Source organism: Anaerobutyricum hallii, assembly GCF_900209925.1.
GTDB lineage: Bacteria > Bacillota > Clostridia > Lachnospirales > Lachnospiraceae > Anaerobutyricum > Anaerobutyricum soehngenii.
The window spans coordinates 3,374,021-3,398,545 of sequence record NZ_LT907978.1; the positions used below are offsets into that span (position 1 = coordinate 3,374,021).

General features: G+C 39.2%; 23 protein-coding genes and 1 riboswitch. Of the genes, 3 read left to right on the forward strand and 20 right to left on the reverse strand.

Going from position 1 to position 24,525, the window contains the following annotated elements; translation table 11 throughout:
- Positions 1–4: 4 nt before the first annotated feature.
- From EHLA_RS15260 to EHLA_RS15345, 18 genes are all read right to left on the reverse strand, one after another.
- Positions 5–859, reverse strand: a complete 855-nt coding sequence (locus EHLA_RS15260) for a DUF3990 domain-containing protein (RefSeq protein ID WP_096241409.1) — start codon at positions 857–859, stop codon at positions 5–7.
- 275 nt (positions 860–1,134) lie between these two features.
- Positions 1,135–1,698, reverse strand: coding sequence for a helix-turn-helix domain-containing protein (locus tag EHLA_RS15265; protein WP_096241410.1), 564 nt, complete (start codon positions 1,696–1,698; stop codon positions 1,135–1,137).
- 390 nt (positions 1,699–2,088) lie between these two features.
- The gene (locus EHLA_RS15270) at positions 2,089–3,606 is read right to left on the reverse strand and encodes an APC family permease (protein WP_096241411.1); all 1,518 of its coding nucleotides are present in this window, start codon (positions 3,604–3,606) and stop codon (positions 2,089–2,091) included.
- A 12-nt stretch (positions 3,607–3,618) separates the two neighbouring features.
- Positions 3,619–4,224: a cytidylate kinase-like family protein gene (locus EHLA_RS15275; RefSeq protein ID WP_021907969.1), complete on the reverse strand. Its 606-nt coding sequence runs from the start codon at positions 4,222–4,224 to the stop codon at positions 3,619–3,621.
- A 110-nt stretch (positions 4,225–4,334) separates the two neighbouring features.
- Positions 4,335–5,549, reverse strand: a complete 1,215-nt coding sequence (locus tag EHLA_RS15280; protein WP_096241412.1) for an aspartate aminotransferase family protein — start codon at positions 5,547–5,549, stop codon at positions 4,335–4,337.
- 346 nt (positions 5,550–5,895) lie between these two features.
- On the reverse strand, positions 5,896–7,026 hold the full coding sequence (locus EHLA_RS15285; protein WP_096241413.1) for an iron-containing alcohol dehydrogenase: 1,131 nt from the start codon (positions 7,024–7,026) through the stop codon (positions 5,896–5,898).
- 142 nt (positions 7,027–7,168) lie between these two features.
- Entirely contained in the window at positions 7,169–8,524 is a 1,356-nt protein-coding gene (locus EHLA_RS15290; RefSeq protein ID WP_096241414.1) for an aspartate aminotransferase family protein, read from the reverse strand.
- A gap of 435 nt (positions 8,525–8,959) precedes the next feature.
- Positions 8,960–10,150 carry a PucR family transcriptional regulator gene (locus tag EHLA_RS15295; protein ID WP_096241415.1) on the reverse strand — a complete coding sequence of 397 codons (1,191 nt, stop codon included), beginning with the start codon at positions 10,148–10,150 and terminating at the stop codon, positions 8,960–8,962.
- A gap of 27 nt (positions 10,151–10,177) precedes the next feature.
- Positions 10,178–10,603 carry a DUF1934 domain-containing protein gene (locus tag EHLA_RS15300; RefSeq protein ID WP_096241416.1) on the reverse strand — a complete coding sequence of 142 codons (426 nt, stop codon included), beginning with the start codon at positions 10,601–10,603 and terminating at the stop codon, positions 10,178–10,180.
- Between the two features lie 12 nt (positions 10,604–10,615).
- Positions 10,616–11,677 carry a D-alanine--D-alanine ligase family protein gene (locus tag EHLA_RS15305; RefSeq protein ID WP_096241417.1) on the reverse strand — a complete coding sequence of 354 codons (1,062 nt, stop codon included), beginning with the start codon at positions 11,675–11,677 and terminating at the stop codon, positions 10,616–10,618.
- A gap of 190 nt (positions 11,678–11,867) precedes the next feature.
- A complete protein-coding gene (locus tag EHLA_RS15310) occupies positions 11,868–12,830 on the reverse strand; it encodes an anthrax toxin lethal factor-related metalloendopeptidase (RefSeq protein ID WP_096241418.1) in 963 nt (320 codons plus the stop codon).
- A gap of 316 nt (positions 12,831–13,146) precedes the next feature.
- Positions 13,147–13,229: riboswitch (cyclic di-GMP riboswitch) on the reverse strand.
- A 118-nt stretch (positions 13,230–13,347) separates the two neighbouring features.
- The gene (locus tag EHLA_RS15315; RefSeq protein WP_096241419.1) at positions 13,348–14,406 is read right to left on the reverse strand and encodes a type IV pilus twitching motility protein PilT; all 1,059 of its coding nucleotides are present in this window, start codon (positions 14,404–14,406) and stop codon (positions 13,348–13,350) included.
- Between the two features lie 74 nt (positions 14,407–14,480).
- Positions 14,481–14,975 (reverse strand): hypothetical protein, encoded by a 495-nt coding sequence (locus EHLA_RS15320; protein WP_096241420.1) that lies wholly within the window; start codon positions 14,973–14,975, stop codon positions 14,481–14,483.
- Positions 14,975–15,472 carry a PulJ/GspJ family protein gene (locus tag EHLA_RS15325; protein ID WP_096241421.1) on the reverse strand — a complete coding sequence of 166 codons (498 nt, stop codon included), beginning with the start codon at positions 15,470–15,472 and terminating at the stop codon, positions 14,975–14,977. The genes EHLA_RS15320 and EHLA_RS15325 overlap by 1 nt, the downstream gene beginning before the upstream one ends.
- Positions 15,469–15,954, reverse strand: a complete 486-nt coding sequence (locus tag EHLA_RS15330) for a DUF4860 domain-containing protein (RefSeq protein WP_096241422.1) — start codon at positions 15,952–15,954, stop codon at positions 15,469–15,471. The genes EHLA_RS15325 and EHLA_RS15330 overlap by 4 nt, the downstream gene beginning before the upstream one ends.
- Positions 15,947–16,294, reverse strand: coding sequence for a hypothetical protein (locus tag EHLA_RS15335; RefSeq protein WP_205677387.1), 348 nt, complete (start codon positions 16,292–16,294; stop codon positions 15,947–15,949). Before EHLA_RS15335 ends, EHLA_RS15330 begins: the two co-directional genes overlap by 8 nt.
- A gap of 33 nt (positions 16,295–16,327) precedes the next feature.
- Positions 16,328–17,368, reverse strand: coding sequence for a type II secretion system F family protein (locus tag EHLA_RS15340; RefSeq protein WP_096241423.1), 1,041 nt, complete (start codon positions 17,366–17,368; stop codon positions 16,328–16,330).
- Between the two features lie 67 nt (positions 17,369–17,435).
- Positions 17,436–18,422: a transglutaminase-like domain-containing protein gene (locus tag EHLA_RS15345; protein ID WP_096241721.1), complete on the reverse strand. Its 987-nt coding sequence runs from the start codon at positions 18,420–18,422 to the stop codon at positions 17,436–17,438.
- Between the two features lie 148 nt (positions 18,423–18,570).
- On the opposite strand from EHLA_RS15345, the gene EHLA_RS15350 reads away from it, so the two are divergent.
- Positions 18,571–19,104: a stage II sporulation protein R gene (locus EHLA_RS15350; protein WP_096241424.1), complete on the forward strand. Its 534-nt coding sequence runs from the start codon at positions 18,571–18,573 to the stop codon at positions 19,102–19,104.
- A 38-nt stretch (positions 19,105–19,142) separates the two neighbouring features.
- Here EHLA_RS15350 and EHLA_RS15355 read toward each other — a convergent pair whose 3' ends face one another.
- Both EHLA_RS15355 and EHLA_RS15360 read right to left on the reverse strand, forming a co-directional pair.
- Positions 19,143–21,017 carry a GerAB/ArcD/ProY family transporter gene (locus tag EHLA_RS15355; protein WP_096241425.1) on the reverse strand — a complete coding sequence of 625 codons (1,875 nt, stop codon included), beginning with the start codon at positions 21,015–21,017 and terminating at the stop codon, positions 19,143–19,145.
- Positions 21,014–22,528 (reverse strand): spore germination protein, encoded by a 1,515-nt coding sequence (locus EHLA_RS15360; protein WP_096241426.1) that lies wholly within the window; start codon positions 22,526–22,528, stop codon positions 21,014–21,016. The genes EHLA_RS15355 and EHLA_RS15360 overlap by 4 nt, the downstream gene beginning before the upstream one ends.
- 173 nt (positions 22,529–22,701) lie before the next feature.
- Here EHLA_RS15360 and ispE point away from each other — a divergent pair, with 173 nt between their 5' ends.
- Both ispE and EHLA_RS15370 read left to right on the forward strand, forming a co-directional pair.
- Entirely contained in the window at positions 22,702–23,706 is a 1,005-nt protein-coding gene (ispE, locus tag EHLA_RS15365) for a 4-(cytidine 5'-diphospho)-2-C-methyl-D-erythritol kinase (protein ID WP_096241427.1), read from the forward strand.
- On the forward strand, positions 23,687–24,361 hold the full coding sequence (locus EHLA_RS15370; RefSeq protein WP_096241428.1) for a GntR family transcriptional regulator: 675 nt from the start codon (positions 23,687–23,689) through the stop codon (positions 24,359–24,361). Before ispE ends, EHLA_RS15370 begins: the two co-directional genes overlap by 20 nt.
- The last annotated feature ends 164 nt before the right edge of the window (positions 24,362–24,525 follow it).

Consider the following 24,525-nt stretch of genomic DNA (forward strand, 5'->3'; position numbering starts at 1 on the left):
TTCCTTACACCAAAATTTCGTCAATGTACCGACCTTTGCCCCTATATTGCTTTCTGGCTAATTTTACTTTATTAGCTCCTAACTTCGACTCTTCAAGTCGTATATTTTTATAGTATTCTCTTTCATTATGAGAAATATAACAACGCTCTATAATTTTTGCCTGTGCTACTGCTTTTTCACTTACAAAGATATACTGCATTCCAAGATTTGTTGCCGCAAGGCAATGTTTACATTGTTCATCTGTAAGCTCTCCTTCAATGAATGAATTAATTATTTGAAACATACGATTATCTGCTATTGGTGCAATTATGTAATCACAGGCTCTCGACTGTTCTATAATTTTTTTTACAACTGGATGATTCTTATACTCATCTAACGCACCTCTATAGTATGCAATTGTCATCATCCATTCCTGATTTACTGCGTATCTTTTACACATAAGATTATCAGCATTAAAACAAATATAATATACCGATGAATTCTCAAATCCTGAAACAAACGATATTGCCTGTTCGTAACTTTCTCCTGCATAAAAACCCTGACCAAAATCATTATTATGCCTGCCTCTGTGAATATCTATCTCTCCATCAATTTTGCTTTTAGCTCCATGAAAAAGTAATTTCTCATGTTTTTTTAAATCATCTCTCCAAAACATTTCCTTTAATTTATTAATCTTTATATTTTTAGCAAAAGCAAATGTATATACATTCTCCAAAATTTTTGCAGATGGATTCGTTCTTCCTAATTCATTTCTTGAAATCGTTATCTGTTCTACTCCAATCCGGTCTGCAAATTCACTCTGAGAGATACCTAATATTTCTCGAATAGATTTCAAGTCTTTTGAAAAATTATATTCCATTATTAACCACCTCAAACTTATTTATAACATATTACTTAAATAAGTTCAATATAAACTTATTTATAACGCATTACTTAAATAAGTTTTGATACAACGCTACTCAATCCATCCTCTAATTTTTCACCTGATTTACGGGATTGGAATACACAGAGCCTCCGAATTCTATCATATGTAAAAATGTGCCTTAGAGCAAGTTCAAGCTGCGGTCGAGCAGCTTGGACGCAGTGATACAAAACATTTTTGCATATGATAGAATTCGGAGGCTCGTCTGTTCATCATCTTAACCCCGTATAATCAAGAAAAAAACAAGTAAAACTGACTGTTTCTCTTCCTTCGTTCCGATAAACATGCATCTGATCTGTTTCAAATTTATAAACCTGTTCTTTATTGATTATCTGTATATGCCCATGACATTCTATCGTAAGTACACCTTCTGTTACTGTAATGTACTCTCTTGTTTTTTCGCCATGACTCCCACTCATATAGACCCCGCCGGGTTCTATATCAATTCGATATACTTCTACGGAATGAGAATCTTCATAAGGAAAACATGTCCAGACTTTATATTGCCCTTCCAGTTCTTTTGTAGGAAAAATTTCTTTTGGACTTACAAGGCAAAAATCTTCTCTCGGCGCATCAATGAGTGTCTGAAATTCTATGCGGAGTCCGCTTGTAATTTTCCCAAGCACACCAAGAGAGGGATTGGCTGTACCTTTTTCAATCTGAGCAAGCATACTTTTGCTGACTCCGGTCTGTTCCGCAACCTCACCAAGGCTCATCCCCTTTGACAGGCGAATCTGTTTTAAATTAACCGCTACATTATATGACAAATAATCCATAAAAATCCTCCTTGTGTGATTTAATTTATCGGGTGAGTAGAGCAACAGACGAACCATGAGAATGAAATATTCTTTATCTGTGACTTTAGTCGCTGCGAGAAAAAGACTTCTATGAAAAGCCTCTCATGAAAAGTTATTGATTTTGACTCCGTTGTAAAAAACGCAAAGTCGCCCTTTAATAAATCGCTAATTAATGTCACCATAATATCAAAATAACCAGAAGCCTACAACTCAAATCCTCACAAAACTTCTATTTATCAAAGACAGAAGGTCCTGCATTTATATTTTAGCAGATGCGTCTTTAGAGCGAGCAAAAATGCTAACCAGGCATTTTCGCACAGCGAAACAGAGCAGATGCTAAAATATAAATGCAGGACCTTCGTCTATTCATTAAATAGAAGCCAGCACCCTGTCAATTGCTGCATCAATTACTTTATCAAGTTCTTCATCGTCTGCTTCTGGCATAAGTGTTGCTGCATCTTCATCAGAAATAAGTTCAACAAGATCACCGAAGGATTCTTTGTATTTTCTCTTACATACGACATAGAATACTACACCGAGTAAACTCCAGGCTCCTACCATTCCCCATTCAGGAAGGATCAGGCTTCCGCCGCTGCCTGGGATACAGTACATACATACCATAAATCCGGACATGATGACTGCCATCGTTCCGAAGAATTTATAAGCTGGAACTTTATATGGTCTTGGCATATCAGGTTCTTTTTTTCTTAATATCATAAAGGAAACCGCTACCATACAGTAAGCAAGACAACATGCAAAGTTACCTGCATCAGAAATCCATACAAGAAGCTGTCTTCCGGCAAATGGAGCAAGCATTGTAAGGACACCAATAAGAATAAGTGCATTGATTGGTGTTTTATGTTTTGAATGAAGTTTTGCAAAAGTTTTTGGAATCATATAGGATTCTGCCATGGAATACATTGCACGAGAACCACCAATTAAGAAGGAGTTCCAGGATGTGATAATACCACACATACCACCGACAATGACTACTTTTGCCATAATCTTCATTCCAAATGCTGTTCCCATTGCATCGGCTGTAACAAGTCCGGTTGCTTCCTGTGATTTTATGATCGCACCTGAGTCAAGAACAAGTCCTACGGCAATAATTACAAGTGCATAGAAAACAACGGCTAAAATTACAGATAAAATAAGCATTTTACCGATTTTCTTTGGAGGAACATTAATTTCTTCTGCTGCCTGTGGAATAACGTCAAAACCAATAAAATAAAATGGTGACATTGCTGCAACACCGAGAATTGCTTTGATATTAAGTCCTGCGGTGTTTCCGACAAACATCTGTCCATTCAGATTATCCACAGTACCATTGATTACAGAAGCTACAATTAATAAAATACCTGCACCACCGATGATACAGGTGAGTACTGTCTGTAAAATAGCGGCTGTTTTGGCTCCCATAATATTTATCATCATAATAATAAATGCTACGATAATGGCTACTGCAAGCCAGGAAGCATATATATCAAATCCTGCAACTGTATACAGATATCCTTTTAAAAATCCAGGCCACAGGTAAGTGATGATTGTTGGAAATGCACAAGCTTCAAAACAAGCTACACTGACATATCCTAAAACGATTGCCCATGTACAGATAAAGGAACCTGTCGCTCCCATCGCACGATGACTAAATACATGCTCTCCACCACACTGTGGCATGGCTGCGGTTAACTCTGCATACGTTAAACCTACAAAGAAAATCATAACACCGCCAAGAGCAAAACCAAGCGCTGCTCCGAGAACGCCGCCTTTTTCAATCCAGCTTCCGGTTGATACAACCCAGCCCCATCCGATCATAGCTCCAAAAGCAATGACAAGGATATCCCAGGCACTAAATACTTTGTTAAATTCCGATTCTTTCTTGTTCATATCCTGTCCCTCCTATTCATGAAATACTTTTTTTGCTACTTCTTCTATCAGTTCTGCTGTCCCATCCACACCAAGAAGACTGCTGTCTATCAGCATATCCCTGTTATGGCGGTCACCACGATTACTCCCGGTTAATGCAAGATGCCGCTTATGATAACGTTTATCTTTTTCTGTAATAAACATCTTCGCATCCTCTGCAGAAAAGTTATGGCTTTTCATAACATTTTGGATTCGAACATCTTCCGGAGAATAAATGAAAATTCGCAAAATTGGTTTTTGTTCCTTTAAAATATAGTCAGCAGAACGCCCGATGATCACACAGGACTCTCGATCTGCAAGTTTACGGATAATTGTTTTCTGGACGTGAATCGCACGCTGTGTTAAGTCTGCATATTTAGAGAAAGAACCACGAACATCACCTTCTGCTCCTTTTCCGGCAATTGTTCCGCCTTCTTCTACTTTTTCCATGATTTCTTTTGGAATTCCGACTTCTTTTATAATCTCATCTACTGTATCACGATCGTAGAACTTAATTCCTAAATCCTTGGCAACCTTTTTCCCAATCATGTTGCCTTTTGCGCCGTATTCGCATCCTATTGTAATAACAAGATGTGCCATATTCTATTCCTCTCTGATTTCTCTAACTTTCATAAATAACTTTTATAAAAATATCTCAATAAAAAAGGCAAGGGAACCACAAACTTTTTGTGACACCCTTGCCAATGAAACTATATTAATGCTTTTACTGTTTCTTCAATAATTGCGCATGCCTCATCGCACTGTTCTTCTGTAACGATCAGCGGAGGAATCATACGAATGATATGTGCGCCAATTGCTGTAATAAGAAGCTTTCTGTCAAGGCAGCCATGTTTTACTTCCACACCGGATATTGTATCATCAAACTCTACACCAACCAGTAAGCCCTGATGTCTTACTTCTTTTACGTGTGGAATCTTTGCTAATTTCTCTGCGAAATAATCTCCGACTTTCTTTGCATTTCCTGCTAAGTCTTTATCAAGAAGTTCTTCTACTTCTGCTAAAGCTGCAGCACAGCTTACAGGGTGTCCACCGAATGTTGTTCCATGGGAACCCGGTGTAAATGCTTTAGAAACCTCTTCTGTCGCACAGATTGCTCCAATTGGCATTCCGCCGCCAAGACCTTTTGCCATGGAAACGATATCTGGTTTTACTCCGTAATTCATGTAAGACATTACTGCTCCGGTTCTGCACCATCCGGTCTGTACTTCATCTAATAATAAAAGCATTCCCTTTTCATCACAGAATTCTCGAAGTCCCTTTAAGAACTCTGGTGTTGCAGGATGAACACCACCTTCACCCTGTACCGGCTCGACCATGATCGCGATTGTATTCTCCGTACAAGCATTCTTAAATGCTTCTAAATCATTATATGGAGCATAAGAGAAACCGTATGTCATCGGACCAAAACCAATCTGGCATCCATTACCCGGCTGACCTGTTGCGGACATTGCTCCAAATGTTCTTCCATGGAATCCCATCTTAGCAGTTACGATATGATATTTATTTGGACCATACTTTTCAATACCATATTTACGAGCCATCTTGATCATTGCTTCATTCGCTTCTGTACCGGAGTTCTGATAAAAGATCTTATCCATTCCAAGAGTCTTACAAACTTTTTCAGCAAGTAATGCCTGTGGAATTGTGTATGGATAATTAAAAGTATGCATGATATCGTCAACCTGATCTTTTACTGCCGCAACAACCTTTGGATTTCTATTACCTGCGTTATTTACGGCGATACCTGCATAAAAATCAAGATATGGAGTACCATTCTCATCGTAAATGTACATTCCTTCTGCTGTTTCTGCAAGAAAATCAAAACGCTCATATGTCTCGATCATATATTTATTTACTTTGTCTTTAATATCCTGTACGCTAAGTCCTGTGTCTTTTAATTTCATGATATAATCCTCCTTATTATCTAAAACTCTCATAATTTTCATTTTGCAAACCGGTTTTTATCATATAGGAGAGTAGCTGTTTCTCCTATGAAAACAAAAAAGCAAGAATACCTACAAATACTTGTAAGCACCCTTGCTTTAACTGTCTATTATTTTGTACGACTATACAATATCACGTCTATAATAATCTGTCAATAGATAATTTAAGAAAGTTTTTTCGCTTTTTTCAAAGGTTTTCGCTCAATCACACGAAGTAATTCAATTTTTTTATTGCATTTTGTTTATTATATTGTTCATACATTTTATCATGCAGACTCAGTTTTTATCTGTATGTCAGTTCAAATTACTACAAAGCCTTTCTATATAACTCTGCAATCTCTTCCTGTGTAAATACAACCGGGTTATTCGCTATGCTCGCAGCAGATACCTTCATGCAGTTTTCTGCCATCCATGATATATCCTCTGCAGCGATGCCAAGATCAGATAATTTACATTCTAAATCAATAGATTTTAATAATTCACGTATTTTATCTGCGCAGTCAGCGGCGGATTCTCCACCAAAGATTTTTGCAATCTTTGCAAATTTTTCTTCATTTCCTTTATAAGAAGCTTCAATTACTATTGGAGTGAGGGCCGCTAATCCCTGCCCATGCACGATATCTTTAAGACCACTTGCCGGATGCTCCATTCCATGAGCGATCGTCACTCCTGCCGTATTAATGACCATACCACCGATCGTACTTGCCATTGTGATATTTTCCCACTCTTTTTTACTTCCTGTTCCATTGTATACAGAAACCAGATTGTTCGCAATGAGTTCAATCGCATAGATACTCATTGCATCCGTAAGTGGCTGTGCGATTTTGGACGTATAAGCTTCTATATTGTGGCATAATGCATCAAATGTAACGGAAGCAAGTACTTTCTTTGGCATTGTCATCATACATTCCGGATCCACGATAGATACCTTTGCTACGATTGCATTGCAGCGAAGTGACTTTTTGTCTCCATTATCCGGATTCGTCAAAACAGCGAATCCATTCCCTTCTGAACCGGTACCACAGGTCGTCGGAATCAATATTAATGGCAGCGCATCATCACTGGTCAGACGATTATAAATATAATCATTAATATCGCCTTCATTTTTACTTAAAAACGCAATAGCTTTCGCACAGTCCATAATACTTCCACCACCGATGGCAACAACAACATCACAGCCATTTGCCTTAGCAAAATCTGCACCTTCCTGAGCAGTTGTTGTCAGTGGATTCTGGCTTACTTTATCAAAAAGAGCTGTTTCAAGTCCTGCCGCCTTTAAGCTGTCATTGACCTTGTCATAAAGGCCTGATTTCTTCGCACTGCTTCTTCCTGTTACGATCAAAGCCTTTTTACCATACGGTTTGGTCAATTCTCCTGTCTCTAAAACCTTTCCAGAACCAAATACAATGTTTACCGGCAGAAAATAATTAAATTCCATGATACTTCCTTCTTTCTTTACTTTGCAAATATTATGTTTCTAAAATATATTTAACACCAGCTTTTATTTTTTGCCAGTATTTTTTTACTCATTTCTTTTATCCAAAGCGTGTTTTGAATCAGTCAGACAATCTGGCATCACTTTACAGATTGGATAAAATTGACTCTTCAAAAATCTTTAATCCAGTTTCCATCTGTTCTTCCGTCATGCATAATGGTGCAAGGAATCTTATCACATTGCCGCAAGAACCTGCATTTTCCAGTAACAGTCCCTTCTGAAGTGCTGTCTGAACCAGTTTTGATACAAATTCCGGGTTTGGCTCCTTGCTTTCTTTGTCTTTGACAAATTCTACACCAAGCATACCGCCAATTCCTCTGACATCCCCGATTATATCATATTTTTCTTTCATTTTTTCAAACGCCTTCCTTACGACGGAGCCTATATGGAGGGATTTTGCACAGTAATCTTCTTCTTTCATGATTTCCATCGTTTTTATCGCTGCTGCACAAGCTAACGGATTACCGCAGTAAGTACCGCCAATCGTGCCTGCCGGGGCTGCATCCATGACCTCTTCTCTTGCACTAATGGCACTGATCGGCACACCAGCTCCCATAGACTTCGCTGTAGCAATAATATCCGGGGCTGCTCCCGCCTCCTTCCAGTATTCTGATGTAAAATACTTTCCTGTACGGCAGTTACCACACTGAACCTCATCCGCAATAAGCATAATACCGTTATCATCACAAATCTTGCGAAGTTTCTTCACAAATTCAATGGGAGCAGGAATAAATCCACCCTCACCCTGTAACGGCTCAATAATAATTGCCGCAACATCACTTGCCGGAGCCGCCTCATCAAAAAGCTTTAACAGTTTATCAATATAGTACTGAATAGCTTCTTCCTCGCTGTATCCTTTTGGTGCACGATACAGATATGGGTATTCTGCACGATAAATTCCGGAAGGGAACGGTCCCATGCCAAGTGCATATGCTTTCTTTGCTGTCAACGCCATCGTAAGATTCGTTCTTCCATGAAATGCACCGGAAAAGCAAATAATATTATCTCTTCCCGTATACGCTTTTGCAATCTTAATCGCATTCTCATCCGCCTCTGCACCGGAGTTTGCAAAATATGTTTTCATCTTCTTGCCCTTACAAGGAACAGTCTCATTAAACATTTCTGCAAGTTTTACATATCCTTCATGAACATATACATTAAAAATCCCATGGAAATATTTCTCAGCCTGTACTTTTACTGCCTCAACAACTTCTGGTCTGCTGTAACCAATATTTAAAACGCCAACACCACCAATCCAGTCAAGGAACCTATTCCCATCTACATCCTCAAGCATGGCACCTTCCCCTCTTGCCATACAGATTGGGTAATTACTTCCACATAAACCTTTTGGAACAGCCTCATCCCTTCTATCTAAAAGAGCCTTTGCCTTCGCCCCTGGTACACTCCCTGTAACTATTTCCGGTAATGAATCTCTTAACATGCCACTTCCTCCTAACTATAAAACGTACTCTTAGAACCTTCTAAAAGAATTTTCTAAATACAAAGAAAAAGGTGCAATCCCAGCCTTCACTGTTATCGCACCTTTGCTTGTTTCTTATTTATTTTTATTGCTTATTTCTTTCATGGCATTACTATAACACGATTAAATTATATTACCATCGTCACGATACACAAAATTATTGTGCAACATTCATAATTGCTATTTCATTCATTTAGAGGAAAACAGACGAAACGGGAAAAGGCTAATGATTGCATCTGTAAAGATAGTCGCGGCGAGAAGAATGCTTATTCGCATCCTTCTCTGGCTCCGACATTACATCTGCAATCATTAGCCTTTTTCCGTTTCTGTGTTTTGGCTCCAGAAGAAATGAATTCAATAGTCTTTGTTAGAAAGAAGGGGGGAGAAATCAGAAGACTACTGAATTAATTCCAAAAATTCATCAATCTGATATGCCAGATACCAGTCACTTCTATCTTTGGTAGAGTTAAGTGCTTTTCCTGTAATTTCTGAAATTTTTTTCAAGTGGTAGGAAACTGTATTCCTATGCAGAAAACATTCTGTTGCGACTTCGCCGATATTTCCATTTGTTTCAAGATAACATTTTAAAATACGAATATATTCGCTGCCATTTTCCCTGTCGAGTCGTTCTAATTCTCCCAGCGTTTTTTCACGATATTTTTCCAGTTTTTTGATATTGTCAATCGACAGCCATAGTTTGCTTATTCCCAGTTCCTCTTCCTGACAGATCTGCTTATCTTTTTTTCTACCCCAGCGACACAAGTAGGATAAATCTCTGTATTTCTCCCAGAGATTTGCCACAATCGTCTCTTCATCTCCTATTGCTATATATACCTTCTTTTGTCCGGAAAACTGCTGTGAAAGCTGTGCTATCTCTTCTGTTATTTTTTCCCTTTCTTTTCCCGGAGATATCCGGGCTATGAGTGTGATATACAAATCTTTCTGAAAAACGACTGCCTGCACCTTTTTGTGTGCAAATATCTGCTGGCATTGTCGAATGAATCGATAGAAAAACTGCGTATTATCAAAATTTCTCTCCGCCTGCGTATTGCCACCTGCCGGAAAATAACACTGTACCATAAAGATTTCTGTGTCTTTATGAATATGATTTTCATGCAGAACCGACATATACTGTTGTTCTTCTTTATGTGAAAAAATTGCTTTTTGAAGTGCAGTTTCTAAACTGTCTTGTTCTTGCATCGTCTTATAAATGAGATTGCATAAATCTCTGTTGAAGTCTACTAAATGGACTTCCCATGGCAGTACAAAAATGGGAAATCCCACTTCTTCGCTATACGTAATAACACTGTGCGGCACTCTTTTTATGTACTTTCCTACATTGATGACCAAACCGCTTGCTCCGGCTTCGTACAGACTTTTTACAAAACATTCAAGCATTTCTTCATCTTTTTCTTTGATTCCAGTTGTAACAATCAGCTCTCTGCCTTTTAAAAAAGAGACGTAATCCATCTCTTCGACTGTATGTACCCAGTCAACAAGATTTCTTAAGCCTCTTCCTCCGGCAACCAGCTTCATATTGTAACGGTGTAACGCCACCTCATAGATTTCTTCCAATATTATCGCCATTGTTACCCTCTTTTATTTTCTTTCATTCTATTCCATAAACTTCGCCAGCACTGTCAGATTATAATCCGATACTAACATTCCGTTCATGATAAGAGAATACTTCAACTGTAATTTAAAATGTGCATCTCCATGCAGCACCCGGATCTTCTTTGTGTCAGATACCAGTTCCATCGGTCCTGCCGGTGACTGATAAATACAGTTTTTATTATGCTGCGTATCAAATACAAGAACGGAATTAAAATTGCCTGCACCTGTTTTACGAAGTTCCACGCTGCCAGGCGAAATAGTGAGGCGGTTTTTAATAACCGCCCCTTCTTCTGTCCGTTCTGAATAAAAAATGTAATGAACATCGTTTTTATAAATATAACTTCCTTCAGTAACCAGAGTCACAGGTTCTTCCTGATCAAAACCTTTCTGAATTCCGGTTATCGTCAGCCAGACCTTTCTTGCCATAATCGTATCCCTTTATACGTCGTATCTGTTCATAGCAAGATCGATCAGCTTCTGAACAAGAGCCTTCTTATTCAGTCCTCTTGCTTCCCAAAGCATTGGATACATACTGATTGCTGTAAATCCCGGAAGAGTATTAATCTCATTAAATACTACTTCATTCGTATCCTTTGTAAGGAAGAAATCTACTCTGGATAATCCAGAGCAATCTAATGCTTTAAAGATAGCTACCGCATCTTTACGAATCTCTTCTGCCTTTCCTTCTGGAAGCTCAGGATCTACAACTGTTCTTGATTCCTCGTTATTATACTTCGCATCATAGCTGTAGAATTCTTCTGCAGATAATACTTCGCCAACACCGGAAGCCTTTGGTTCATTCATTCCAAGAACACCACACTCAATCTCCCGTCCTACGATTGTCTCCTCTACTAAGATCTTAGAATCATGCTTTGCTGCAAGATGTAATGCAGTAACGAGTTCTTCTCTGTTCTCTGCCTTGCTGACTCCCTGCGAAGAACCGGCTTTAGAAGGCTTTACGAAAACAGGATATGGAACTCCTGATTCCACTCTTGCTACAACTTCATCCATGTTGGAAAGCTCATGTCTTCTTACACCGACAAACTTTGCCTGGCGTACTCCAATTGCATCTACGATTACCTTAGTATAAAACTTATCCATAGAGCAGGCAGAAGCTAAAACACCACAGCCTACATATGGAATCGCTGCTAACTCTAAAAGTCCCTGCACTGTTCCGTCTTCTCCGTTCATACCATGAAGAACCGGGAACACAACATCAATAGAAATACGTTCTGTCTTACCTCCTCTTTCTAAAAGGAGTTCCTTACTTCCGGTATCCGGACAAATGTAAGCACTCGTCTTGCTGTTCACCCAGGAACCATCTTCAAGATGAGCCATTGTGTCGATCAGCTTCCACTGTCCATCCTTTGTGATTCCTACCATGATCACACTATATCTGTCTTTATCAATACTTTCAATTACTGTTTTTGCTGAAATAAGAGAAACATCATGTTCTGATGACTTTCCTCCCATAAGAACTACTATATTTTTATTAGCCAAAATTATTCACCCTTTCAAAAAGCTCTTTTTAAATTCACTTCACGCCTTATTCTAGCACATCAAAAAGCTTTTGAATACTTAATTTTAAAAATATATGCACTTATCCAAGTACATATCACATCTTTATCTAGCATCACAAAAGGTGTCTGCAGTTATCCTGCAGGCACCTTTTTCTAACCTTCTGTATAGTCTAATTCCAATACCATCCATATGCATTATAGAAATTCTTTATATCTTTATCGGAAATAGAGTTAACTAAATCATTGATATAGTTGTAAGTCTGTGGACGCTGGCTCTTTAATGCAGAAGCATTCTCTGTATAATCACAGAAAGATTCTGCAAAGTACTCGCTTGCAGTCTGTGTTACATAGGATTTATTATTACCAACATATGCTCCCTTTTCTGCATTATAAATACTAGCAAATTCAGATTTCTTATCTGCTCTTCCCTTTAAGGTTGCTACGAAATGACCCAACTCGTGAAGTAAATAAGACGACTGACCTCTCTTTAACTGAATATTATGATTCTGTACACTAAATACACCAGTTGTTGCTAATTCCGGGTCAACATTAAACTCAAACCCTAAAGTATTAAATGCATCATACACTCGGGAATCCACATGTCCCTTAATATCACTAAACTTAGAAATCGCATATCCTGTTGTTGCGGCTGCTACGTTATTAAAATTAGAAGTAGCTCCAACGTCTGTCTTTGTTGTCTTAACTGTTGTTACTACGGTTGTCTTAACTGTCTGTACTTTGGATTTCTTCTTTGTACTTGTCTTTTGCGTTGTCCGAACTGTTGTCTCTGTTACGGTCTGAACAGAAACTCCTCTCCTCGTAGATTTTTTTCTAGAAGTTTTCTTTTTTGTTGTTGTTTTTGTCTTCTTCGCTGCTTTTTTTAACTTCTTCTTCTTTGTTGTTGTCTTCTTAGAAGTCTTAACTGTAACCTTAGGGGCCTGTCCAAGTGGAACCTCTTCTTCACCTGCTACAATCTCATCAGATCCTGTATCCGGCATTGTATCTGTTATATCTGCAAATGTCTTACCTGTCCCGCCGTTACCGGTATAAAAAATAATACCTGTACATAAGATCAGCGCCATAACAAGATAAGCTGCTGAAATCACAAATGATTTATTATCCATTTTTCTCATAAAAATCCTCCCTTTCTGATAACATGTACTCTCAAGTACATATATGCGAGCTACACAGTAACAACGTTACTTTTTTGTGTAGCTCGGCAATATGCCGTAAGCTACATCTCAAAATCTACTACAAGGACAGCTGTATTAAAGATTCTGAGAGCAGGTATAAATGCCTTATTTATGGCTTTATCAAATGTTACGAGTTTTCTATGAGAATTGCGGGGATGAGGACTATATGTCCTCGTATTCAAAAAGCCGCCTATATCTCTAGCAAGATATACGCGGCCACCCATAATATTCGATAATATGATCCATACGCATTAAATACGGCAACCGGCTGTCATAGGCTATGCCCTTAGACCCTTGGCTTTGCGTCCCCTGCTTTCGCAAGGTTTGCCCACTAGAATATATTAGTTTGCATCTTTATAATAGCATAACGTCTGTATAACGTCAATGAATTTTCGACAAAAATTACCAAAAAATTATTTTATTTATTTTGTTACAACAATACTAATATTATTTCTTTTTATTTTAAAAGTGTCTTCACCATTAACTCCGGAGCTGCCGCATAATCTAATGCCACTTCCTGAGTTATTTTTCCTTCTTTATATAGTTTTGTAATGTAAGAGTCCATTGAGAACATTTTCTCCTGGCTTGAAGATGCGATCAGTCCATCAATCTGATGTACTTTATTCTCTCTGATCATGTTTTTAATCGCACGATTTATAGTCATAAGTTCAAATGCCGGGATAAGCTTTCCCTCTTTATCCGGTAATAACTGTTGGGAGACAACGGCATTTAATACAGAGGCAAGCTGTACAATCACCTGTCTTTGCTGGTTCGCAGGGAACACATCAATAATTCGGTCTACTGCATTTGCCGCACCAAGCGTATGCAAAGTGGAAAAAACAAGGTGCCCGGTTTCTGCTGCTGTCATTGCGATATTAATTGTTTCATAATCACGCATTTCTCCAAGAAGAATCACATCCGGACTCTGGCGCAGTGAGGCACGGAGCGCCACTTTATAACTTTCTGTATCAGAACTCACCTCGCGCTGACTTACAATGCTCTTTTTGTGACGGTGGAGGAATTCCAGCGGATCTTCTAATGTAATAATATGTTCTTCCCTCGTACTGTTAATCTGATCGATCAGGCAGGCAAGCGTTGTGGACTTTCCGCTTCCTGCAGAACCAGTCACAAGTACAAGTCCTTTTCTGTATTCTGCCAGCTGCATGATCTGGGATGGAATACTAAGTTCTTCCGGATTCGGTAACTGAAATGCTATAAGACGGATTACGGCTGCCAGAGAACCTCTCTGACGATATGTAGATACGCGGAATCTTCCCAGATTCGATATGGAGAAAGAGAAATCGTCATCTCCTGCCGTCTCTAATGTTTCTATCTTTCTTTCCTCCGCAATCGAATAAATATCTTCAATCAGTTTCTTTGTATCCTCCGGCATCAGCCGTTCTCCGATTCTGACCATCTTTCGGTTAATCTTATAAGTAAGGGGCAGACCTGCTACAATAAATAAATCTGATGCGCCCTTTTCTGTTGCTTCCTGCAAATATTCCTGGATTCCCATTCTACCTTTTCCTCCCAATATAATGTATTCAAGAATGTCCCGGTATTCTTGCTGCATTCAAAAATGCCTCGGCATTATTCTATACTTTTCATTACGTCAAGCGATTCATCTGCCTGCCAGTCTTCTGGTGAACAAAGCTGCCATTTTTTTATATAATACTGCGGCACTATGCCTGTCTTATCCAGATGCAGCGTAACAACAAGCTGCTGTCTTTTTGAAACACTTTCTATAATATTTATTTCCGGCAATATCACAAGTTTTTGTTTCACCGTCTTTTGTGCCGTTCTATTTTTTCCTATTTCTTTTTGTCCTATTTCTTTTTGTTTTGCTGTTTTTTTCTGTGTCCACTGTTTCTCAAGTTCTGTATTCTTCTGTGCAAGCTGTTCCTGCACTTTATTCACCGCTTTATAGTACTGCGTTGTATGCGCCGCCGTCTTCTTCGTAAGTGCATAATCCGATAATGCATTTTGTAAGGATAACACAGCAAATGCCGCCAGACATACATTCATAAAGATTAAGATGATTAATGAAATACCAAGATTCATTACAGGGATTTCCCGCTTTTTCATTATTTCATCCCCTCCTTCTGTGTCGATGCAGCATGCTTTGTATTATCCTTTGGTACATAAATGCTCAGATTCAAATGATAAATTTCGTCTTTCTGTGCTTTTTTTACTTTCTTTCCGGAATATACAGCAATCTTTATCTTTTTTAAATCTGTTTTTTTACTATCGGAGTTATGGCCAGTCTTAGGCTCTGCCTCTTTCTTCTTTACATCAGTTTCCGATACTTCCAGCCAATATGCCATATCCTTTTTCTCACACTGTTTCCAGTCTTTATCATAATAAACATATCGATGATAAAGAGAATTTATGTCCCCTTCTAAAATTTCTGCCATAGAAGAGGCTTCCTGCTGTGCCTGATACAGATTCCTTGCTTTCTGGCTGAGCTCATGAGACTTTGCAAAAAAACGGATACAGATTCCTGCGGTACATGAAAAGAATAAAATGCATATCATTAATTCAATTAAAAACAATCCGGACTTTGAATGTCTTACTCTTCTCATCGCTCATCTTCCCCATAAATCCTTGCATAAACTAATTCTTCCTGACCGCTTCCACTAAGATGAATTCGGAGCAGATCCTCCTTTTGTTTTATAACAGAAAATGTATCTGCACTCACTAATTCCTGTCCACTTTCCCATTCGATTCCCCGCTCTTTTTTTGTAAAAAGTTCTCGCAGCTTTCCTTTATATAAATAAATGTACGTCACATATCCTGTATTCTCCGGCTCATACAGCGCCAGCACTGTCTGGTTATGCTCTGTTAAAACTTCTACCTGTGAACTGCTGCTGTATTCTCTGATCTTTTCCTGCACATAAGCAACCGCTGTTCTTACTGTATAATTCTGCTTCAATCCATCCGCTGTTTTCTGATAAATATGTGCGCCCGAAAGAACCAGGGAGACTGCACAAAATCCAAAAAAAACAATAAAAATCAGCGGAAAGATCATATCAATCGTATGTATTTGCTTTTGTCTGTTATTCATCTAATAAAATCACCTGTACTTCCGGTCGGATATTTTTTGCAACAACTTCATAGCTTACTTTATACTTTTTCTCATTCCATGTGATTCCGTAATGCTTCTTTAAATATGTAAGAGACTCCGGATAGGCACCTTCCACTGAATAACAGTGGACAGCAGACTGGATTACCGCATTTTGAAGACTTTCCTGTTCCTTTTGTGCGGTTTCTTTTGTCACTGACGATACCCCAAAAAGCAGCATCCCAATCATCAGAATAAATACACAGATTGGAACAATAAGCTCTGTTCGAATAAAACCTGTATTATTTTTCTTTTTTATATTCTCTCCTGTTCCATTCTTCATTTCACATTCTCCATCGTATATTTTGACATTTCATTATCCAATCACAGAAAGAATTCCCATAAGCGGCATCATTACCGATAAAAGTAAGGCACCCACAAGAATGGATAAAATAATTACCATTGTAGGCTCAATTACTGAGACAAAATTTTGAATTTCTGCTGTTACTTCCTCATCTACCTGTACCGCGATCTTAGAAAGTGCCTGATCTGCCTCCCCAGTTCTTTCTGCAATCATGATCATCCTTGCATGGAGGGGCGAATAAATCTGTGTTTCTTTTATTACTTTTGAAAAAGATTCTCCTTCAAACATCTTTTCTTTGCTGTCTAAAAGTTTCTTCTTCGTCTCCTCATCCCCGTCCACAAGCGCTGCCGCCATATCAAATGCTCTTCCATAATCCATTCCACTCTGTAATGCCATAGAAAGTGCAGAAGATATTCTGGCACTGTTTAATCTTTTTACGATAGATTTACTTGAAAAGAACCGTCCTGTTAGTCTGTGCAAAACAACATTTCCCTTTATCGTCTTTAAAAGCCACCACACACCTGCCGCAAAAATGCAGATGAACACCGCCGGAATGACCCAATACTGCTTTAATACTTCCCCGGCTTTTAAAAGCACTGCCGCCGGTCCTGTAATCTGACTTCCTAACTGCTCATACACCTGATTAAATACCGGCATAACTTTTACGATCATCACAAGCATAATTGTAAGCAGCATACATAAAATCATTAGCGGATAGGAAATCGCACTCCGGATATCCTGCATTGTATTTTCTTCACGCTCATAATAAGCTGCCAGACCTTTCATCGTCACGTCAAGATTCCCTGTTTCTTCTCCAAGCTTTGCCATCTGAATCACGTAATCCGTGAAAACTCCTGCCTTTTGTAGTGCTTCATAAAAAATGCCTGTTTCTTCAAGACAGGTTCTTATATCTGCATATATTTTCTTATATTCTGTATTCTGCGGTTCAACATCCGCTTCCATAATCGAAATACCTTCTAACATGGATAAGCCGGATTCAAGAATCATCCCACTCTGCTCGCAAAACACAGCAATCTCATTATTTGATAACATTTTCTGTCCCCTTATATCTCTCCCCTGTTAATTATGATTCCGAAATCATTTGCAAAAGCAAAAATTCCTAATGAATATACTGTACGTTGTAATTTGAAGAATCCGTAATGAAATCCTTTATTCCATCTCCACCATCAGCCGCAAAGGTAGGATCCATCATCGTCCAGCTCTTTCCGTCAAACTGAATCACATTATCTACCCATCCCTGTTCTTCAAGATAGGTACTGATCCAGGCATGATAAATATTCGTTGCATATCCGATATCAAGACGAGTCGGAATTCCGGATGAACGAAGCATTGCCGTCATCAGGGCAGCATAATCAAAACAAATTCCTTTCTTCGTCTTCAATGTCTCATCGACATTCGGCAAATATCCACTCTTTACCGTCTCTGCCTTCTCTTCATCATACACTATATTCTTTATAACATACTCATACACTTCCTGCACTGCCTCTAACTCTGTCTTTCCCTTTGTCAGCTTCTTTGCAAGCATAACAGCCTTCGTATCCTCATTAAAATTCACATATTGATTCGAATACAAAAATGGTAAAACTTCATTTGCAAGCACTACATCCACTGTCTTCGTAAAAACAAGGGCATACCGGTTATCTCCCACATTTTCATAAGCAGATACTGCATAATTCCCGTTACCTGCTGTAAGCGGAAGTGCATTGTAGTGAGCATCCGGCTCAAAATAATATCGGTACGGGATATTATCGCTTCCTTCTACCTGCACCATTAATTTATCTGCACTGCCTTTGTATGCTACCATAAAGTATCCCTGGTCCGTATGAGACAGATCAAGCGATACTCCCTCTTGTTTCTCTGTCACCTTCCCATTCGCCTGCGGAAGAAAAAGATTCCCTTTATGATAATAATTCGGTATATCGACAGTCCCCTGCACTTCAAGCTGTACTTCTGTCTTTTGTTCTTCTGCCTTTCGCTCTGCTGACCGGTCAGAGCCGGATGCTCCGCAGCCCACAAGGCAAAATACCAATAAAAAAATACTTCCCCTCTTTAAAAAACGGAAAAAGTATTGTTCTCTATGCTTCATTTCTATTTTACCGTCCTCTATCTTACCGTCTTGTAACAAACTTCCTTACAATTATACTCTACTTTGCAAAAAGTTCCAAGAACTATTACCCAGAATAATAAAGTTAATCCGTTGCCTCAAATCTCAAATTTATGTCTATACTTTACCTATGAACAAGTTAAATAATACGAACAAATTAAATAAAATAACATTTTCTATCAGCATCATTATATTTTTATTATTCAGCTGCGGCATACTGTGTCAGACTTATATAGAAAAAAACTGTTTACTCTATGATAATTCCCTGCGGTTCCATGTACGTGCAGATTCTGATGAAAAGGAGGCTCAGGAAAGAAAACTGATCGTGCGGGATGCCATCCTGCAATATGTAAAAACAGATGTGGAACAGGCACACTCTGCCGGGGAATTAAAACAAACTCTTGCTAAAAAAACAAAACAGATTGCCCGGATTGCTGCAAAAGCTGCTGATGGTAAACCGATCCAGGTCTATTTTACACAAGAAAGATTTCCAATACGACATTATGGAGCTGCCATCTTCCCCGCCGGGGAATACCAAGCGTTACGTATAGATATCGGCAAAGCGCAGGGACATAACTGGTGGTGCGCTTTCTATCCAAAACTATGTTATATCCCAGAAAAAAAAGTGAATCTTTTCCATGTATTTTATGATTTAATTCATTAGGCGACCTGCAAATGCGGCAGGCCGCCTTTTTTATTTTTTTATTTTTTATCTATCAATACAATTTTTCCATCTTCTATTACAATCTGATGCAGTACGCTTTTTTCCGGGGATTGTTCTGTGTGCCGCAGGTAATCAATTGGAGTTTCGCAAATTTTTTCTGTATCATTTTTTAGATCAGATTTTATTTTTTGTTGTTTTTTGCTTTGTTTTATAAGAAGACTTACTTCCTGACCTGCTGCTCCTTTTGGAATATTTTTTACTTTGTAAAGCTTGTCGGGAGATGGTGAACTTACGACAAGAAAAACATTCGGTGATTTCTGCCAGCCGCCGTCCCATTCTTCTAACAGACGTATACAGGCTTCTTTATTTTCTGCCATTTCCGGGCTGAAAAAAATAGTATAAATATGGTTCCACTCCATTTCTCCCGGAATAATCCGAAGATATTTTTCTTCTAATTCTTTCAAGGTTTTTGCTTTTATTTTTGTAATCTGACAGGGAATTTCCTCGTCTCGTTCTTCCATCTTATTTAAGTCTGCTCTTGCCACCTGAAACGCATATCCGTTTTCTTCGCCCGATAATCTGTCCACATACAGGGATAAAACATAGCTTTTTTCTTCTATATCCGTCAGGTGCCGGCAGCCAGTTAAGGAAAAAGAACTCCCAAGGACAAAAAGAATTGTAAAGAGATATAAAATCGGTTCTTTTTTCTTTATTTTATCCTCTGTTTCCGTACTCTTTCCCAGCTTCTTGTTTTTTGTATTTTTTCTGCCGGCAATATATACAAAAACTGGTAACAGCAATGCAAGCGGAACATCCACAAATATTTTATATTTCAGATAGGAATTCCACAAATATGGTTGTTTTTCCACAAGACAGGCTAAAAAAAGAAGACAAAGTATGCTTATTCCTGTCACGATCGTTTCTTTTAGGATTGGTTCTTTTGCGTTTGTTTTCTTCAAGGTTGCTTTTTTCAGGATAGCTTCTTTTGATTTTTTTAATAAAAGCTGTTCTAACATCTTTTTTCCATAATAAAGATATCCGCTGATCACTGCCATCATACACAGAACCCAGACTATGGCGGGAAGAATATCAAAGCGTTCAAGGAATCCGCCTGACATCCGAATCAGCTGCATCATTTTTATTACCGGCCACGCTGACTGTGTAGTAAGTGTTTTTCCTAACGTCCGTACTGCAAGAAAAATAAGCAATACATTACAAAAGAAAACACCAAAAGCTGCTGTAATAATGCTTCTTTTTGTTTTTTGTTTTGTTTTGGGTGCCGGTTTTAAAAATAAAAGGAATTCTATCGGACTGCCACATACGAAAAGAATATATCCGTTTCGCAGGCTTTGTATCGCGGTATCTGAAAAAATATCCCGCCAGACTTCTTTTATGGTTCCCGGCTGTATTGATGTTTCAATGCCCACAAAGGATAAGAAAACTGCAATACCATACGACACAAAAATCCATGGAAATATGAGTTCTAAAAAGCGGGCTCTTTTTTGCAGATTCGTATTCAGCGTATACCAGAGAAGAAGCGCCGCCGGAAACAGTATAAAAAGGAAACTGTTTTTCGGCATATATACTGTCTGTATCGTTTCTCCAAAAAAGTAAAAGAGGGCTACCACATTTATAGCGAATCGAATAAAATAGATACTCTGTATTGATTTTGGAAGGATTTCTGTATAACTTTTTGCATTTTCAGAAAACTGCTCCTGTATCTTTTCAGAGAGAATATAAAATACAACTGTTGCAATGATTAAAAAAATCCCGTAAAAAAGCACCGCCACACCGCCGGACTGTCCATTATAACAGGCAAGGGCAGGAACGGACAGCGCCCCCGCCCCAAACATTTCTATAAAAAGCATCCGCCGCAGCTGTCTTGGCGAAACCTTGTTTTCTGCTGTCATCATCTGCCCTCCTTTTTCCGAATCCGCCGTCCTTCCCTGGTAAATACCGGGCGTTTTAACATATAGGCAAATGGATAGCGAACATAATCGTCTTTTTTCTCGTCATAATTTAAATTCTCCCCACAGACAGATGGCAACATATACGGAACACCAAAGGATTCTAACTGTGATAAATGAAAGAGTAATGCAGCAAAGGTGAGCAAAAATCCATAGATTCCCCAGATTGCCCCTGTGAAAATAAAAAGAAATTTCAGCAGACGAAAAACGGACCCGAACGATTCATTTGGCACGATAAAGGAGGCAATTGCTGTAAAGGAAACAACGATGACGACAATCGTACTTACGATTCCCGCTTCGACTGCCGCCTGCCCGACAATGAGTCCTCCGACAATGCCAATCGTTCCTCCAAGCTGCCCCGGCAGATGAATCCCGGCTTCTTTTAGCAGCTCAAATTGAAATTCCATCAGCAGGACTTCTAAGGCAACAGGAATCACGATTCCTGTGCGTGCCACAGCAACCGATAATAAAAAAGAGGCCGGAAGCATTTCTGTATGAAAAGCAGCAATCGCCACATAAAGACCTGGAAATCCTATGGCAAACAGTGATGCAGCAAAGCGCAGTACTCTGGCAAAAGATGCTACTTCAAATCGTGTGTAATAATCGTCTCCCGCCTGAAAAAACATCTGATATGTTGCTGGCAGAATCAAAACACCCGGAGAATTGTCCACTGCAAGAACGATCCGCCCTTCTAATAATCCACTTGCTGCTTTATCCGGGCGCTCCGTATGCTGGAACTGTGGAAACGGACTCCATGCATTTTCTTCAAGAAGCTGCTCCACCATTCCCCCGTCAAAAATACCGTCAAAGCTTATATTTTTCACTTTTTCCCGTATCTTTTCAAGAAGCTCCGGCCGGACAAGATCTTCCATATATATAATCGCAAGGTCTGTTTTCGAACGTTCTCCTGTCATCGTATGTTCCATCTTCAGGCGTGGATCACGAATCCTCCTTCTTATCAGCGCTGTATTTATCCGCATATTCTCCGTAAAACTATCTTTCGGTCCCCGAATTACCATCTCCTGCTGCGTTTCCCCGACACCTCTTGATGGATATTTTTTCGTTGATAATATAATTGCTTTTTTGCAGCCTTCTAATAAAAGGAGGGTATTACCGGATAAAATATCTGTCAAAATATTTTCAAAAGTTTCGTCTTCTTTCCAATCCACCGTTTCCATCACATGATTTTCTATATAAGAAAGCAGCTCCCTCCCGCTTATTTTCTCTTCCCATTTCTGTTTAAGAAGCGGACGAATCACAAAATCTTCTACCATATCCGCATCCGTCATGCCATCTACATAAATTGCCGCCGCCCGGCAAAAATCCGCAATACAAAACGGATTCTTCACGATATCACCACTTCGTTCAAACACCGCTTCTAGAAAAGCATAATCTTTATCAAAATCCCCTGTGAGACCCCCTTTTATTTTCTGATCCCGGCCATATACTATCTTCACATTTCTCCCTCTTTTCCTGCTTATTTTGTATACAACTCCTTAAGCATCTTTTACAAAAATACCTTGTTAGTATTGAGAAATTTTTTCTTTTTTATACCAGCGTTTCTTTCTTGATTTTTCGTTAAAATGCGTTATAATAATTGTATACAAGATACAGAGGAGGTACAATTTTTATGACTCAGCCCTTACAGTTGAAAGCATATGCAAAGGTGAATCTGGGACTGGACGTATTAAGAAGGCGGGAAGACGGTTACCACGAGGTTAGAATGATCATGCAGACAGTGAAACTTTTTGACCTCATTACTTTACAAAAGAATACATGCGGACAGATTCGGCTTTCCTCGAATCTGCCTTACCTCCCTCTCAATGAAAAGAATCTTGTCTACCGGGCGATTAACACGATTCGGACTGCGTATAATATTCCAGACGGTGTCGATGCCACAATCGAGAAACATATCCCTGTTGCAGCAGGAATGGCCGGCGGAAGTACAGACGCAGCCGCAGCGCTGGTAGGCATGAATCAGCTTTTTTCTTTGGGAATCACACAGGAGGAACTTATAAAGCATGGACTGACCCTCGGTGCTGACATCCCATTTTGCATTATGAGAGGAACCGCACTTTCTGAAGGAATCGGAGAGATTTTAACACCACTCCCTTCTATTCCGGCATGCTGGTTTTTAATCGTGAAGCCAACCTTTTCCATGTCTACAAAGTTTGTTTATGAGAATCTTCATCTCGATGAACAGATGAAACATCCAGACATTGATGGCATGATCCAGGCGATTAATCACAACGATCTTACCGGTATCACTTACCGCATGGGTAATGTATTGGAGCAGGTTACACAAAAACATTATCCGGCAATTATACAGATTAAAGAAAATATGAGACGGCTTGGCGCACTTGGTGCACTTATGAGTGGAAGCGGTTCCACTGTATTCGGTATCTTTACTTCAAGAGAAGCCGCCGGAAAGGCCGCTGAATTCTTCCGCAAAGATCCGGGAATTAAACAGACTGCCGTTGTCCGTCCATTCAGCAAGGACCTTCCACAGTCCAAGCCTCATAAAAACCATAAGCATTTTACAAATTCTACAAAGAAATATCATTCGTCAACACAGAGAGAAAAATATTCAGGAAAAAGGGGAAGGAGAAATACTCATGAAGGACACAAATCTTAACGTAAATGTAAATGAATATCTGCCACTTCGCGACGTTGTATTTAACACACTACGCCAGGCTATTATTACTGGTGAATTCGCACCGGGCGAGCGCCTCATGGAAATCTCTCTTGCCAATCGTCTTGGCGTAAGCCGTACTCCGGTAAGAGAGGCCATCCGTAAGTTAGAACTCGAAGGTCTCGTTATCATGATTCCAAGAAAGGGCGCTCAGGTAGCTAAAATCACAGAAAAGAATCTCCGCGATGTCATCGAGATCCGTACAGTACTTGAAGAGTTTGCTACCGTACTCGCCTGCGAACGAATCACACAGGATGGGGTTCTAAAACTACGTCAGGCACACGAAGACTTCATTCATGCCGTAGAAAAAGGAGATATTCTCGATATCGCCAACAAAGATGAAACATTCCACGATACTATTTTCCAGGCGACCAACAATGACCGACTGATTTCTATCATCAATAACCTGCGTGAACAGTTCTATCGCTATCGTATGGAGTATGTAAAGGATATCCGCCAGCGCTCCAATCTCGTAGAAGAGCACCGCGAATTACTCGATGCTATCTCTACCAGAGACACCGTAAAAGCAAAGCAGCTGATGAGGGCGCATATCCTCAAACAACAGCAGGAAGTAATTAACAATATTCAGGAAGCATAGCTAAAAAAAGTTATTATGTAAAAATGCGCCTTTGAGCCTGCACTCCAAATCCTTCATGTGATTTCATTCGCTGAATGAACAGAAAATAAAAAAAGAGCAGATGGCAGATGTAATGTCGGAGTGAGGAGAGAATGCGAATGAGCATTCTCCCCACAGCGACTACC